Source organism: Streptomyces sp. NPDC025651 (assembly GCF_055558735.1).
In genome coordinates this window covers 72,009-84,794 of record NZ_JBVHLZ010000015.1, presented here as the reverse complement: position 1 = coordinate 84,794, position 12,786 = coordinate 72,009, and the positions used below count along the sequence as shown (strand labels likewise).

14 protein-coding genes are annotated in these 12,786 nt (G+C 72.5%); 7 read left to right on the top strand and 7 right to left on the bottom strand.

Annotation, left to right across the window (positions count from 1 at the left end):
- Positions 1-60: 60 nt before the first annotated feature.
- Complete coding sequence (locus tag ACZ4D5_RS38080; protein WP_467777054.1) at positions 61-1,113, bottom strand: asparaginase; 1,053 nt, start codon at positions 1,111-1,113, stop codon at positions 61-63.
- A gap of 108 nt (positions 1,114-1,221) precedes the next feature.
- Between ACZ4D5_RS38080 and ACZ4D5_RS38075 the strand changes: the two genes are divergently transcribed.
- The 3 genes from ACZ4D5_RS38075 to ACZ4D5_RS38065 all read left to right on the top strand — a co-directional run bounded on the left by ACZ4D5_RS38075 (position 1,222) and on the right by ACZ4D5_RS38065 (position 4,106).
- On the top strand, positions 1,222-1,677 hold the full coding sequence (locus tag ACZ4D5_RS38075) for an Lrp/AsnC family transcriptional regulator (protein WP_467777053.1): 456 nt from the start codon (positions 1,222-1,224) through the stop codon (positions 1,675-1,677).
- 151 nt (positions 1,678-1,828) lie between these two features.
- Positions 1,829-2,893: a chitinase gene (locus tag ACZ4D5_RS38070; RefSeq protein ID WP_467777132.1), complete on the top strand. Its 1,065-nt coding sequence runs from the start codon at positions 1,829-1,831 to the stop codon at positions 2,891-2,893.
- Positions 2,894-3,002: 109 nt separating this feature from the next.
- Entirely contained in the window at positions 3,003-4,106 is a 1,104-nt protein-coding gene (locus ACZ4D5_RS38065) for a SpoIIE family protein phosphatase (protein ID WP_467777052.1), read from the top strand.
- A gap of 357 nt (positions 4,107-4,463) precedes the next feature.
- On the opposite strand, the gene ACZ4D5_RS38060 is transcribed toward ACZ4D5_RS38065, so the two are convergent.
- Positions 4,464-5,333 carry a lysophospholipid acyltransferase family protein gene (locus tag ACZ4D5_RS38060; RefSeq protein ID WP_467777051.1) on the bottom strand — a complete coding sequence of 290 codons (870 nt, stop codon included), beginning with the start codon at positions 5,331-5,333 and terminating at the stop codon, positions 4,464-4,466.
- Positions 5,330-6,079 (bottom strand): GNAT family N-acetyltransferase, encoded by a 750-nt coding sequence (locus ACZ4D5_RS38055; RefSeq protein WP_467777050.1) that lies wholly within the window; start codon positions 6,077-6,079, stop codon positions 5,330-5,332. The genes ACZ4D5_RS38060 and ACZ4D5_RS38055 overlap by 4 nt, the downstream gene beginning before the upstream one ends.
- 185 nt (positions 6,080-6,264) lie before the next feature.
- On the opposite strand from ACZ4D5_RS38055, the gene ACZ4D5_RS38050 reads away from it, so the two are divergent.
- From ACZ4D5_RS38050 to ACZ4D5_RS38040, 3 genes are read left to right on the top strand one after another with little or no spacing between them, the layout of a single operon-like run.
- Positions 6,265-7,461: a CaiB/BaiF CoA transferase family protein gene (locus ACZ4D5_RS38050; RefSeq protein ID WP_467777049.1), complete on the top strand. Its 1,197-nt coding sequence runs from the start codon at positions 6,265-6,267 to the stop codon at positions 7,459-7,461.
- Positions 7,458-8,630 (top strand): acyl-CoA dehydrogenase family protein, encoded by a 1,173-nt coding sequence (locus ACZ4D5_RS38045; RefSeq protein WP_467777048.1) that lies wholly within the window; start codon positions 7,458-7,460, stop codon positions 8,628-8,630. Before ACZ4D5_RS38050 ends, ACZ4D5_RS38045 begins: the two co-directional genes overlap by 4 nt.
- 16 nt (positions 8,631-8,646) lie before the next feature.
- The gene (locus ACZ4D5_RS38040) at positions 8,647-9,387 is read left to right on the top strand and encodes a GntR family transcriptional regulator (RefSeq protein ID WP_467777047.1); all 741 of its coding nucleotides are present in this window, start codon (positions 8,647-8,649) and stop codon (positions 9,385-9,387) included.
- A 38-nt stretch (positions 9,388-9,425) separates the two neighbouring features.
- On the opposite strand, the gene ACZ4D5_RS38035 is transcribed toward ACZ4D5_RS38040, so the two are convergent.
- The 3 genes from ACZ4D5_RS38035 to ACZ4D5_RS38025 form a co-directional block, all read right to left on the bottom strand.
- The gene (locus ACZ4D5_RS38035; protein WP_467777046.1) at positions 9,426-9,986 is read right to left on the bottom strand and encodes a YbaK/EbsC family protein; all 561 of its coding nucleotides are present in this window, start codon (positions 9,984-9,986) and stop codon (positions 9,426-9,428) included.
- Positions 9,987-10,005: 19 nt separating this feature from the next.
- A complete protein-coding gene (locus ACZ4D5_RS38030; RefSeq protein WP_467777045.1) occupies positions 10,006-10,590 on the bottom strand; it encodes a helix-turn-helix domain-containing protein in 585 nt (194 codons plus the stop codon).
- 121 nt (positions 10,591-10,711) lie between these two features.
- Positions 10,712-11,449 (bottom strand): acyltransferase, encoded by a 738-nt coding sequence (locus ACZ4D5_RS38025; protein WP_467777044.1) that lies wholly within the window; start codon positions 11,447-11,449, stop codon positions 10,712-10,714.
- A gap of 134 nt (positions 11,450-11,583) precedes the next feature.
- Between ACZ4D5_RS38025 and ACZ4D5_RS38020 the strand changes: the two genes are divergently transcribed.
- Entirely contained in the window at positions 11,584-12,117 is a 534-nt protein-coding gene (locus ACZ4D5_RS38020) for a gamma carbonic anhydrase family protein (RefSeq protein ID WP_467777043.1), read from the top strand.
- A gap of 1 nt (position 12,118) precedes the next feature.
- On the opposite strand, the gene ACZ4D5_RS38015 is transcribed toward ACZ4D5_RS38020, so the two are convergent.
- Complete coding sequence (locus ACZ4D5_RS38015; RefSeq protein ID WP_467777042.1) at positions 12,119-12,784, bottom strand: DedA family protein; 666 nt, start codon at positions 12,782-12,784, stop codon at positions 12,119-12,121.
- Between the last annotated feature and the right edge of the window lie 2 nt (positions 12,785-12,786).

Genomic DNA, 12,786 nt, shown 5'->3' with positions numbered 1-12,786 from the left:
CCCCGTGAGGGGCGCGGGGAACTGCGCGACCAGCCACAACGGCCCCGCAGACAAACACGATCAGGCAGCGGCGGCCTCACCCGAAGCCACGGCCGCACCGACGACGTGACGCAAGGCTTCGACCCGCTCCCCCGGGCCGGAGGCCGAGAGCAGGGCCGCGAGCACCGCGGTCCGCGCCTGCCCCGCCCGCAGCGTCCCCGTGAGCACCGCTCCGGCCGCCGCGAGGTCGACCGCACCGCCGTGCGTGTAGATCTCGGTGACGGGGCCGGCGGGGACACGGGTGGTGAGGGCGACCAGGACGCCCTTGTCGATGGCGGCGGTGACGGCGCGGACGAACTCGGGGGTCGCGTTGCCCGCGCCGGTGGCGACGAGCACGACGCCCTGGGCGCCCGCCGCGACCGCCGTCTCCACGAACAGCGGGTCGGCGTCCACGTGGTGCATGACCATGTCGATGCGCGGCAGGGTCACCGCCGCGGAGGGCAGCGGCAGCGGCGCGGGGCGCTCCGGGCGGTGCAGTATCGAGACCTTGCCGAAGCCGACCTTGCCGACCTGCGGTCCGGAGGGGTCGGCGAAGGCGTCGGCGGCCAGGGTCTGGGTCTTCACGGTGCCGCGTGCGGCGTGCACCTTGCCGTCGAAGACGACGAGGACACCGAGGTCGCGGACGGTCGCGGCGGTGAGCAGCGCGTCGTAGAGGTTGCCGGGCCCGTCGCCGTCCTCGGCGCCGAGCGGCTTCTGGGCCCCGGTGAAGACCACGGGGCGGGGGTCGTCGTGGTGGAGGTCGAGCAGGAAGGCGGACTCCTCCAGGGTGTCCGTGCCGTGGGTGACGACGATGCCGTCGACGCCGGGGTCGGCGAGCACCTCGTGCACGGTGCGCAGCAGGGTGAGCTGCTGGGCGGAGGTCAGGCGCGGGCTGTTCACGTTGAACAGGTCGATGACCTCGGAGGATATGCCCTGGGGCAGCGCGGCCGTGGCGAGCACCTCGCGGCCGGGGGCGTCGGCGGCGAAGCCGGTGCCCTGCCAGCGGCTCGCGATCGTCCCGCCGGTGCTGATGACGACGATCCGTCGCGCCTGTGCTCCCACGTCTGCGTACCTCCCAGGAATCCCGAGGCCCATCAGCCTCCCGAGTGGTGGCCGACCTCAACGCAACGATAGATCGAACGCGGCGCAATGTGCTTGCCAAGATCTGACGCCTCCGCAATGTGCGTGGTGGATAATTGCGCCATGGACGACATCGACCGTAACATCTTGCGCGAGCTGCAGAACGACGGGCGACTGACCAACCAGGAGCTGGCCCAGCGGGTCGGCCTGAGCGCGTCGCCGTGCATGCGGCGGGTGCGCCAGCTGGAGCTCGACGGGGTGATCCAGGGGTACCGCGCGGTCGTCGACCCGGCGGCCGTCGGCCGCGGCTTCGAGGTGCTCGTCTCGATCGAGGTGCGGCGCGACCGCGAGACGGTCGAGGCGTTCGAGGAGGCGCTCCAGGACATCCCCGACGTGATCGAGGCGCACCGCCTGTTCGGGAGCCCCGGCTGCCTGCTGCGCATCGCCGTCGCGGACCTCGCCGCGTACGAGAGGCTCTGGATCGAACGGCTCACGGCACTCGCGGGGGTCACGGAGGTCAACTCCCAGATCATCATGAAGCGGATCAAGGAACCCAAAGGCCTCCCGGTGGACGACTGAGCCGCCCCGACACCCGCCCCCACACCGTCAACTCCCCTTTGGTACAGACCTATTGACGGCTGGTCCAGGCCAGCCTAGGTTGACGCATCGCACCACGCACGCCTCCAGGTCCCCCTCCCCCTCCCCCACCGCACCCAGGGAGCACAGCGTGATCGGTCGGACGTTACGCCTGCTGGGGTCCGCCCTGGCACTGGTCTGTGTCGCACAACTGCCGGCCGCCGCGGCCGCCCCGGACGCCGCGTCGCCCGCGCCGCGGGCCGACACCTGCGCCCTCAAGCCGAAGCCCGCGGGCAAGGTGCTCCAGGGGTACTGGGAGAACTGGGACGGCGCCGCCAACGGCGTGCACCCGCCGTTCGGCTGGACCCCCATCACCGACTCCCGCATCCGCGAGCACGGCTACAACGTGATCAACGCGGCCTTCCCCGTGATCCGTTCGGACGGCACCGTCCTGTGGGAGGACGGCATGGACGCGACGGTGAAGGTCGCGACGCCCGCCGAGATGTGCCAGGCCAAGGCCGACGGCGCGACCATCCTGATGTCCATCGGCGGCGCGGCGGCCGGGATCGACCTGAGCTCGCCCGCCGTCGCGGACCGCTTCGTCGAGACGATCGTGCCGATCCTGAAGAAGTACAACTTCGACGGCATCGACATCGACATCGAGACCGGCCTCGTGGGCAGCGGCAACATCAACCAGCTCTCGCCCTCGCAGTCCAACCTGATCCGCATCATCGACGGCGTGCTCGCCCGCATGCCCGCGGGCTTCGGCCTCACGATGGCCCCCGAGACGGCGTACGTCACCGGGGGCAGCGTCGTCTACGGCTCCATCTGGGGCGCGTACCTGCCGATCATCAAGAAGTACGCGGACAACGGCCGCCTGTGGTGGCTCAACATGCAGTACTACAACGGCAGCATGTACGGCTGCTCCGGCGACTCCTACTCCGCGGGCACCGTCCAGGGCTTCACCAAGCAGACCGACTGCCTCAACAAGGGCCTGGTCATCCAGGGCACCACCATCAAGGTCCCCTACGACAAGCAGGTCCCGGGGCTCCCGGCCCAACCGGGCGCGGGCGGCGGCTACATGGCGCCGAACCTGGTGGCCCAGGCGTGGAACACGTACAACGGCGGCCTGAAGGGCCTCATGACGTGGTCGATCAACTGGGACGGCTCGAAGGGGTGGACGTTCGGTGACAACTTCAAGCGTCTGACGGGGCGTTGAGCGACCGCCCCTGACCGCGCCGGTGCCCTGTTCTGTCGTCGCACCGAAGCACTGCCGTCCCGTCGCTACGCTGTGCCGCAGGCGAAGCGCGAGAGGGCATGGTGCGGCGATGTCTCAACTTCCCGTTCCGAGGGCGGTCCACACGGTCAGAGCTGCTGTCGTCCTGGGGATCGCCCTCGTCGTCGCCCTCGACATCGCCTTCAGGGGGACGCACCCCGGGGTCGTGGCGGCCCTGGCCGGTGTCTCGGCGCTGCCCCTGTTCCTTCCCGCCCCGCGGCGCCGGTCCCTCCTGACCGGCGCCGCGGCGTTCGGGGCGACGCTGCTGCTCGGCATGGACCACTGGCGCGACCGGCCGATCGTCATCGGGGCGACCCTGGTCAACATCGTTCTGCTCACCGTCCTCGCGCGCTGCCTCGGCCGGCCCTCCGCCCCCTGCCCGGCCGAGGCGGCCGAACCCGACCACCTGCGCAACGCCTCCTCGTGGATCGGGAACGTACGCGTCGAGATGCGCGCCCTGCCCGCCGACGCCGAGGGGAGGATGACCGCCGACTTCTGCGACCTGCGGCCCACCGCGTTCGGCGTGCGCCTCCTGGTCGTGGACTTCATGGGCAAAGGCGCCGGGACCCAGGAGAAGGCCGCGAGCCTGCTCTACCAATGGGCCAGGACCGCGGGCGAGACACCCGGCCTCGCGGAGTCGGCCCGGCGCCTGGACACCCTGCTCGCCAAGGACGACCTGTTCGCCAAGGCCCTGCTCATCGCCGTCGCCGACGACGGCACCACGACCCTGCTCTGCTGCGGCCACCCGCCGCCGCTGGTCGTGGCGGACGGCATCGCGCACCCGCTCAGCCTCGTCTCGCTGCTGCCCCCGCTCGGCCTCTTCGACCTGGTCGACCACGACATCCCGATCTACGCCACCACGGTCCGGCTCACACCGGGCCGCCGCCTGCTCCTGCACACCGACGGCGCGAGCGACACCCCCGACGCCAAGGGCACCCTCTACCCCCTCGCATCGCGCGCGGGAGCCCTGGACGCCCTCGACCCCGGTGTGTGCCTGGACCGGATGGCGGGCGAGCTGAGGGAGCACATCGGCGCGTGGGCCAGGGACGAGGCGCTCCTGCTCATGATCGAGTGCGCCCCGAGGGCCGCGGCGTCCGTGGCCCCCGGGTCCCCCGCCGCCCCCTGCGGAGGGGACGCCGCGGACGCGGCCGCGTAGCTCCCGACGCGACGGTTCGGGACCTTCGGCCCCTGGTCCGACGGGCAACCGCCGTTTACCTTGGGGGCGATCGCGTCCCTGTCGCATCACATGCGAAGCCTGAGGAGAGGAGGCGGGAACCGTGGACCAGAGTCCGAGTCCGAGTCGCAGCCGACTCCTGAACACCCTTCACCCGTCTCCTCGCGGTACGCGCTGACGCCTCCCGCGTCCCTTCGCGCTGCCGCGCCGCCCCTTCGGGAGGTGCCCTCATGGCGTACATCGTCTTCGCCCACAAGCCCGCCGTCCGCTTCGCCCGCCACGTCGCCCTGATCTGGCGCCGCCTCGCGGACGCGCCGCTCGACAGCAGCACCGTCTGCGTCACGCGCCCGACCGCCCCCGGCTCGCGGACCTGCCTGCGGCAGGCGGACCGCAGGCGGCCGCGCGCCAGGAACCGCCGCTGAGCGGGGCGGCCGTTGCGACCACGGCCCGCCGCGCGGCCTCGGCCAGCGCCCGCCGGTCGGCGCCGACGAGCGGATCGTGGACCGTGACCCGGGCGGTCAGGTCGGCCGCGGCCGCCACCCTGCGCAGCGAGGCGGTGAAGTCCTCCTCGCCCAGGAAGGCGGCCGCGGTGACGGCGGCGCCGCCCTGCCGGTACTCGACCGTCACGGGGCGCACCGGTGCGCCCGCGTCCACCGCAGCCTGGAAAGCGGCCCGCCGGAAGCCGCCGCCCGTCGCGGAGCACCACGTCGTCGCCTGGGGAAAGACCAGGACGGACGTGCCGCCCCGCAGGTCCCGCGCCAACTCGGCCACGGCGCGGGGCAGTCGGCGCGGGCTGCCGTCCCTGTCGATGAACCGTGTCCCCACCCGCCGGGACAGCGTGCCGATCAGCGGCCACCGGCCCACCTCGCGCTTGGCGAGGACGCTCACCGGCTCGACGGCGAGCAGGGCGACGGCGTCGAGCCAGGAGATGTGGTTGGCCACGACGAGCGTGCCCACGCCGCGGTCGCGCGCGCTCAGCCGTGCGGCACGCGCCACCTCCAGGCGCACCCCGAGCGCGCGCAGGACGGCGTGCGCCTCGGCCCGCAGGACCTGGGGCTCGGCGAGCCGCTCGCCCCGCGCCACGGCCCGGGTCAGGGTGTACGTCAACGCGGCGTACCTGCGGGCGAGTTCACCCAGCGGCACGCGTGCGTCCGGCTCCGCCGCGCAGCTCGCGGGGCAGCCGCGGTCGACCGTCCAGGGGCCCCTCACGCGTGCGCCCCGAGGAAGTAACGGCGGTGGCGCGCGCTGAGCCGCTCCATGTCGAGGAGCACGAAGAAGTCGGCGACGTCGAAGTCGGTGTCGTGTGCGGGGGCACCGCAGATCCATGCGCCGAGGCGGAGGTAGCCGCGCAGCAGGGGCGGCATGTCGGCGTACGTCGGGCGCTCCGGCACCGGGCCCGTGGGCGTCCAGGGGCGCCGGGGGTGGACCCGGAGTTCGGGCGGCGCGGCGTGCTTGGCGGTGCCGAGCAGCCAGGCCCCGGCCGCCGCCCGGCCGCCGTCGGCCAGCGGCACGGAGGCGCAGCCCGCCAGGTGGCGGTGGCCGGAGAGCAGGACGTAGCGGGCGAGCGCCGACCACATGAGGTTGATGACGGCGCCGGAGCGGTGGTCGGGGTGCACGCAGGAGCGGCCCGCCTCCACGGTGGAGGACCGCAGGCCGCCGAGCGCGCGCAGGTCGAACTCACCGTCGGAGTAGGACCGTTCGGTGCGCCCCGGGGGAAGCAGCCGGTAGGTGCCGACGACGTCGCCGGTCGAGGTGTCGGTGACGACGAGGTGGTCGGCGAGGTCGTCGAAGGCGTCGATGTCGTGGCCGGGCAGGGGGGTGTCGAGACGCGCGCCCATCTCCTGTGCGAAGACGCGGTGGCGCAGCCGCTGGGCGGCCCTGATCTGTTCGGGGGTGTCCGCGATGGAGGTGACGTACGAACCGGTGTCCGTCGGAACGAGCGATGTCGAGGCCATGACAGTTCCGTTCTCGGTACGGTGGGGACGACGGTGCGTTCAGCACCGTGACGGCACCGGCTGAACTGCGCCCTTCAGGAGCGCGTCGGCCGTACGTCGGGCGTACGTCGAGATCGGGCCGCCCGCCTCGCGGAGGCGCGGAGCCGCCATTGACCCGCTTCGCCCTTTGGCCGTACAAACGCGGCATGCCACCTCCCCTCCCCCTCGCCGGCATCACCGTCGTCAGCCTGGAGCAGGCCGTCGCCGCGCCCTTCGCCACCCGGCAGCTCGCCGATCTCGGGGCCCGCGTCATCAAGGTCGAACGTCCGGGCGGCGGCGACTTCGCGCGGCGGTACGACACCACGGTGCACGGCCAGGCCAGCTACTTCGTCTGGCTGAACCGCTCCAAGGAGTCCCTCACCCTCGACCTCAAGTCGGCACAGGGCCGGCAGATCCTCGCCGAACTCCTTTCGGGCGCCGACGTGTTCGTGCAGAACCTCGCCCCCGGCGCCGCCGCCCGCATGGGCCTTCGCCCCGAGGAGCTGCAGGCCCGCCACCCGTCCCTGATCCCCTGCACCGTCAGCGGCTACGGCACGGAAGGCCCCTGGGCCGAGCGCAAGGCGTACGACCTGCTCGTGCAGTGCCAGACCGGGCTGCTCCAGCTCACCGGAACGCCCGAGGAGGCGGTGCGCGTGGGCATCTCGGTGGCCGACATCGCGGGCGGCATGTACGCCTACAGCGGCATCCTCTCCGCCCTGTTCACCCGCGCGACGACCGGCCGCGCGCCCACCGTCGAGGTCTCCCTCTTCGACGCCCTCGCCGAGTGGATGAGCCAGCCCGCCTACTACACGCGCTACGGCGGCACCCAGCCGCCCCGCGTCGGCGCCCGGCACGCCACGGTCGCGCCGTACGGCCCGTTCACCGCCGCCGACGGCAAGGACGTGCTGCTCTCCGTGCAGAACGAGCGCGAATGGGCCGCCCTGTGCCGGGAGTTCATCGGCCGCCCCGAGCTGGCGGACGACCCGCGGTTCGCCACCGGGGCCGACCGCGTGGCGCACCGCGACGCCCTCGACGCGATCATCTCCGTACGCTTCCGTGAACTCGGCGGCGAGGAGGCGATGAAGCTCCTGGACCGCACCGGCATCGCCAACGCCGGGGTCAATTCCGTGCACGAGTTCCTCGACCACCCGGTGCTCACCGAGCGCGGACGCTGGCGGGACATCCAGGTGCCGGGCACCGACGAGCCCGTGCAGGCGCTGCTGCCCCCGGCCGCCCTCTCCGGAGTCGTCCCGCGCATGGATCCGGTGCCGGAGGCGGGCGAGCACACCGACGCGATCCTCGCCGAGCTGGGCCGCGGCCCCGACGACATCGCACGGCTGCGCGCGGAAGGGGTGTGCCGGTGAGCGCCCTTGACACCCTGCCGCCCGACGAGCAACTCGTCGTCGCGACCGTACGGGACTTCGTCGACCGCCGGGTCCGGCCCGTCGTACGCGAGTTGGAGCACACCGACACCTATCCCGAGGAGCTCATCGAGGGGATGAAGGAGCTCGGCGTCTTCGGGCTCGCCGTGCCCGAGGAGTTCGGCGGCACCCCCGTCTCCACGTCCTGCTACGTCCTGGTCACCGAGGAGCTGGCGCGCGGCTGGATGAGCCTGGCGGGCGCGATGGGCGGCCACACGGTCGTCGCGAAGCTCCTCGGGCACTTCGGCACCGAGGAGCAGAAGCGCCGCTGGCTGCCCCGCATGGCCTCCGGCGAGGTGCGCGCCACGATGGCGCTGACCGAACCGGGCGGCGGCTCGGACCTGCAGGCGCTGCGCACCGTCGCGCGCCGCGCCGACGACGGGGACGGGTACGTCGTCGACGGCGCGAAGACCTGGATCACCAACTCCCGCCGCTCCCGGCTGATCGCGCTGCTGTGCAAGACCGACCCGTACGCCGAGCCGCGCCACCGCGGCATCTCGGTGCTGCTCGTCGAGCACGGCCCCGGCCTGACCGTCTCGCGCGACCTGCCGAAGCTCGGCTACAAGGGCGTGGAGAGCTGCGAGCTGTTCTTCTTCGGCTACCGCGCACCGGCCGACGCGCTGCTCGGCGGGGTCGAGGGCAAGGGCTTCGGGCAGATGATGAAGGGCCTGGAGACCGGGCGGCTGCAGGTCGCGGCGCGTGCGCTCGGCGTGGGGCGCGCCGCGTTCGAGGACGCGCTGCGCTACGCCCAGGAGCGGGAGTCGTTCGGGGTGCCGATCTGGCAGCACCAGTCCATCGGCAACTACCTCGCGGACATGGCCACTTCGCTGTCGGCGGCCCGTCAGCTCACCCTGCACGCGGCGCGCGAGGCGGACGCGGGGCGGCGCGTCGACATGGAGGCGGGCATGGCCAAGCTCTTCGCGTCGGAGACGGCCATGCGGATCACGCTGGACGCGGTCCGCGTCCACGGCGGCAACGGCTACTCCACGGAGTTCGACGTCGAGCGCTACTTCCGCGACGCGCCGCTGATGATCGTGGGCGAGGGGACCAACGAGATCCAGCGCAATGTGATCGCCCGTCAACTGGTCGCGCGCGGCGGCCTGGACGGCTGAACCTCGGGGGGTCTCCGTGTCCGTTCGGGGTGACAGCGCCTACGCCCGCCTGGCCCGCGAGCTGCGCGAGGCGATCCTGCGGCACGACTTCCCCGAAGGCGTGCGGCTGCCCACGGAGGCCGAAATCGCGGCGGCCAACGGCGTGAGCCGCCAGACGGTGCGGCGGGCCTTCCAGGACCTGGTGGCGGAGGGCCTGGTGGACCGGGCCCCGGGCCGCGGCACGTTCGCGGCGCGCCGACACGACCGCTACGTGCGGCAGTTCGGTTCGGTCGAGGATCTGATGGCGCTGTCCCTCGACACGACGATGCGGCTCGTCTCGCCGCTGCGCCGCGCGGCCGACCGCGACGCGGCGGGACGGCTGCGGCTCGGCACCGACCAGGTGGACAGGGCCGTGCTCCTGCGACTGCACGAGAACGCCCCGCTCTGCCTGACGACCGTGTTCCTGCCGCCCGAGGTCGGCGAACTCCTCGCCGGCCTGCCGGAGTTGACGAAGAGGGGCACGGTCGGCAGGTCGACGGTGATCGGCCTGCTCGACGGGCGGCTCCCGCACCCCGTCGCCGAGGCGGAACAGAGCGTGACAGTCGCCCTCGCGGACGCGGAGGCGAGCGCCCGCCTCGGCTGCCCGCCCGCGCATCCGCTGCTGCGCATCGACCGGCTGTACGTCAGTACGGCGGGGCGCCCCGTCGAGCTGGCGGTCAGCCGCTTCCTGCCGGAGCGCTACGCGTACCGGGTGCGACTGCGGCGCCGCCCCTCCTGAGGACCCGCCCCTCCTGAGACTGCCGCCCCTCCTGAGGTTCAGGCGGCGACGCCGAGCCCCTCGACGACGACCGCGCCGGGCAGCCCGGCGAAGACCTTGCCCGGCACGATGAGCTTGCCGCGCCGGCCGCCGCTGCCGACCAGGACGTGCGGCAGGTCGGCGACGGCCGCGTCCACCAGCAGCGGCCACGCGGCGGGCAGCCCGATCGGCGTGATGCCGCCGTACTCCATTCCGGTCTCCCCCGTCGCCGTCTCCATCGGCGCGAACGACGCCTTGCGCACGCCGAGTTGGCGGCGGACGACTCCGTTCACGTCCACCCGTGTCCCGGACAGCACGACGCACGCGGCGAGCGTGGTCTCACCGCCGCGCTTGCCCGCGACGACCACGCAGTTGGCGGACCGGGAGAGCAGTTCGGGGCCGTAGTGCTCCAGGAAGGTGGCCGTGTCGGCCCACTCCGGCTCGGTGTCGACGTGGATCAGCTCGTCGGCCGGCACCGGCCCGCTCCAGCCGCGTACGGCGTCCGCGACGGACGGGACGAGCAGGTCGAGGGCTTCGGGAGCGGTGCGGACGACGTCGAAATCACCGAGAGGAGCACGCATGGCGGCACGCTAACAGGCGTCAGTAGGAGGCCGCGTGGGCGGGCGGCACCGAGACGGACATGGTCATCTCCACCGGCTCGGCGCCCTTGTTGTGGTAGCCGTGCGGGACATCGGCCTCGAAGGTGGCGGCCGTGCCCGCGGGGACGGAGTGCTCCACACCGTCGACGACGAGGGTCAGTTCGCCCCGCGCGACGTGCAACAGCTCGACGGTGCCCGGCGGATGGGCGTCCGAGTCGCTGCCCTCGTCCGGCATCAGGTGCCAGGACCACAGCTCGAAGGGTCCACGCGCCTCGGTCCCCACCAGGAGCGTGGTGCTGCTGCCGGCCTCCGTGGACCACATGCGCACCGCCTGCTCCGGCGGCACGAGCCGTACGTGCGAGCCCTGTTCGTAGTCGAGCAGGGTGGTGATGCTGACGCCCAGCGCGTCGGCGAGCTTCACCGTGATGCCCACGCTGGGGTTGGTCCTTGCCTGCTCGATCTGGATGATCATGCCGCGGCTGACGCCGGCGCGGGCCGCCAGGGCGTCGAGGGTGAAGCCCCTTTCGTTGCGCCACCGTCTGAGGTTGCGCGCGAGGGACTGGGTCAGCTGGTCGAGGTCCGACACATTCCGTCCAATATTCTGGATACAGGGTTCAACACACTGTACTGCGCATCCGTGCCCCGTCAGGGGCGCGGGGAACTGCGCGACAAGCCACGAATCACCCGCACCCGAAAAGCAGCCCCAGTCATCCCTCGCCCAATTCCCCCAGGGCAAGCAACTGTTCCGGCGTGACCCCCTCAGGAATCGGCACAGGCGCAGGCGTGCGCAGAGGCGGCTGCCAGCCCCGCTCCGCATCCCACGTCCGCACCACCCGCGCGGGCGCCCCCGCCACCACGGCGTGATCGGGCACCTCGCCCCGGACGACGGCGCCCGCGGCGACCACCACGTTCCGCCCGATCCGCGCCCCCGGCAGGATCACCGCCCCCGTACCGATCCAGCAGCCGGGCCCGATCTCCACCGGCTCCATCCGCGGCCACTGCTTGCCGATGGGCGTGTGCGGGTCGTCGTACGAATGGTTGGTGGAGGTCACGTACACATAGGGACCGAAGTAGCAGTCGTCGCCGATGGTCACCGCCGTGTCGGCGATGACGTGACTGCCGCGCCCGAGCACGACCCCGTTGCCGATCCGCAGGATCGGCTCGGGCCCGAGGTCGAGGTCCGGCATCATCCCCGCGGTGAGCGTCACGTGCTGGCCCACGATGCAGTGGTCGCCGAGCCGGATCCACGGCTCGCCGAAGACCGTGCCCTGCGGGAAGGCCAGCTTCGTGCCCTCACCGATCGCGCCGAACCGCAGCCGCCCCGGATGCTCCGCGGTGACCGCGCCCGTGCGCTGCACCCACTCCCAGCCCGCGTGGACGGCACGCTGCGCCAGGCGACGCGGCCCGGCGGCGAGAGATGAGAACGTGTTCCTGTTCTTCGGCACGCGCTCACGTTACTCAGCGCCCCGGTGGAGCGCAGGCCGTCGCGCTGTGATCTTCACCCCACGCGGCGGCACGGACCGCCGGGTCCCGTACGGTGCCGTCAGGCGTGACGACGTACACAAGAGGGAGACATCCGATGGGCCACGAGGCACTGATCACCGGCATCGGCGGCAAGCACCCCAAGATCGATCAGGACGCCTTCACCGCGCCGACGTCCGTCGTGCTCGGCGAGGTGACCCTGCACGCCGGGGCGAGCGCCTGGTACGGGGCGGTGCTGCGCGCCGACTGCGGCCCCATCGTGGTGGGCGCCGACAGCAACATCCAGGACAACTGCACCCTGCACGTCGACCCGGGCTTCCCCATCACGATCGGCGAGCGCGTCTCGGTGGGGCACAACGCCGTCCTGCACGGCTGCACCGTCGAGGACGACAGCCTGGTCGGCATGGGCGCCACCGTCCTCAACGGCGCGGTGATCGGCGCCGGTTCACTGGTCGCGGCCCAGGCGCTCGTGCCCCAGGGCATGCAGGTGCCCCCGGGCTCGCTCGTCGCGGGCGTGCCCGCCAAGGTGCGCAGGCAGCTCACGGACGAGGAGCGCGAGGGCATCTCCCTGAACGGCACGCTGTACGTCGAGCTCGCCAAGGCCCATCGCGACGCGCACGCCGCGGAGTGAGTCAGTCGGCGGCGGGCACGGGCTGCGGCTCGGCCACCGTGATCGTCGCGGCCTCGGCCTCCGCCGCCGCCTTCTTGGCCCGCCGCTTGACGAACAGCATCGAGCCGACACCGATCAGCACGGCGATGCCGAGCCCCACGTACGAGAACCGCTTGAGCCAGTCCTCCGCGACCACGCCGATGTAGTAGATGACGGCGGTGGTGCCGCCCGCCCAGACGATGCCGCCGAGGACGTTGGCAATCAGGAACTTCCAGTACGGCATGCGCAGGACGCCCGCGAGCGGCCCGGCGAAGATGCGGAGCAGGGCGACGAAGCGGCCGAAGAAGACCGCCCACATGCCCCACTTCTGGAAGGACCGCTCGGCGGTCGCCACGTTCGCGGCGCTGAAGTGCTTGGGGAACTTCCGCTCCAGCCAGGCGAGCAGCGGCCGTCCGCCCTTGCGCCCGATGGCGTACCCGATGGAGTCGCCGATGATGGCACCCGCGGTGGCGCAGGCCCCCAGGATCACCGGATTGAGCTCGCCGTGCTGGGAGGACAGGAGCGCCGCGGAGACCAGGACGATCTCACCGGGCAGCGGGATGCCCAGGCTCTCCAGTCCGATGACGAGGCCCACCAGCGCGTAGATACTGACGGCTGGTACGTGCTCCAGCCACTCCTGGACGTGCAACG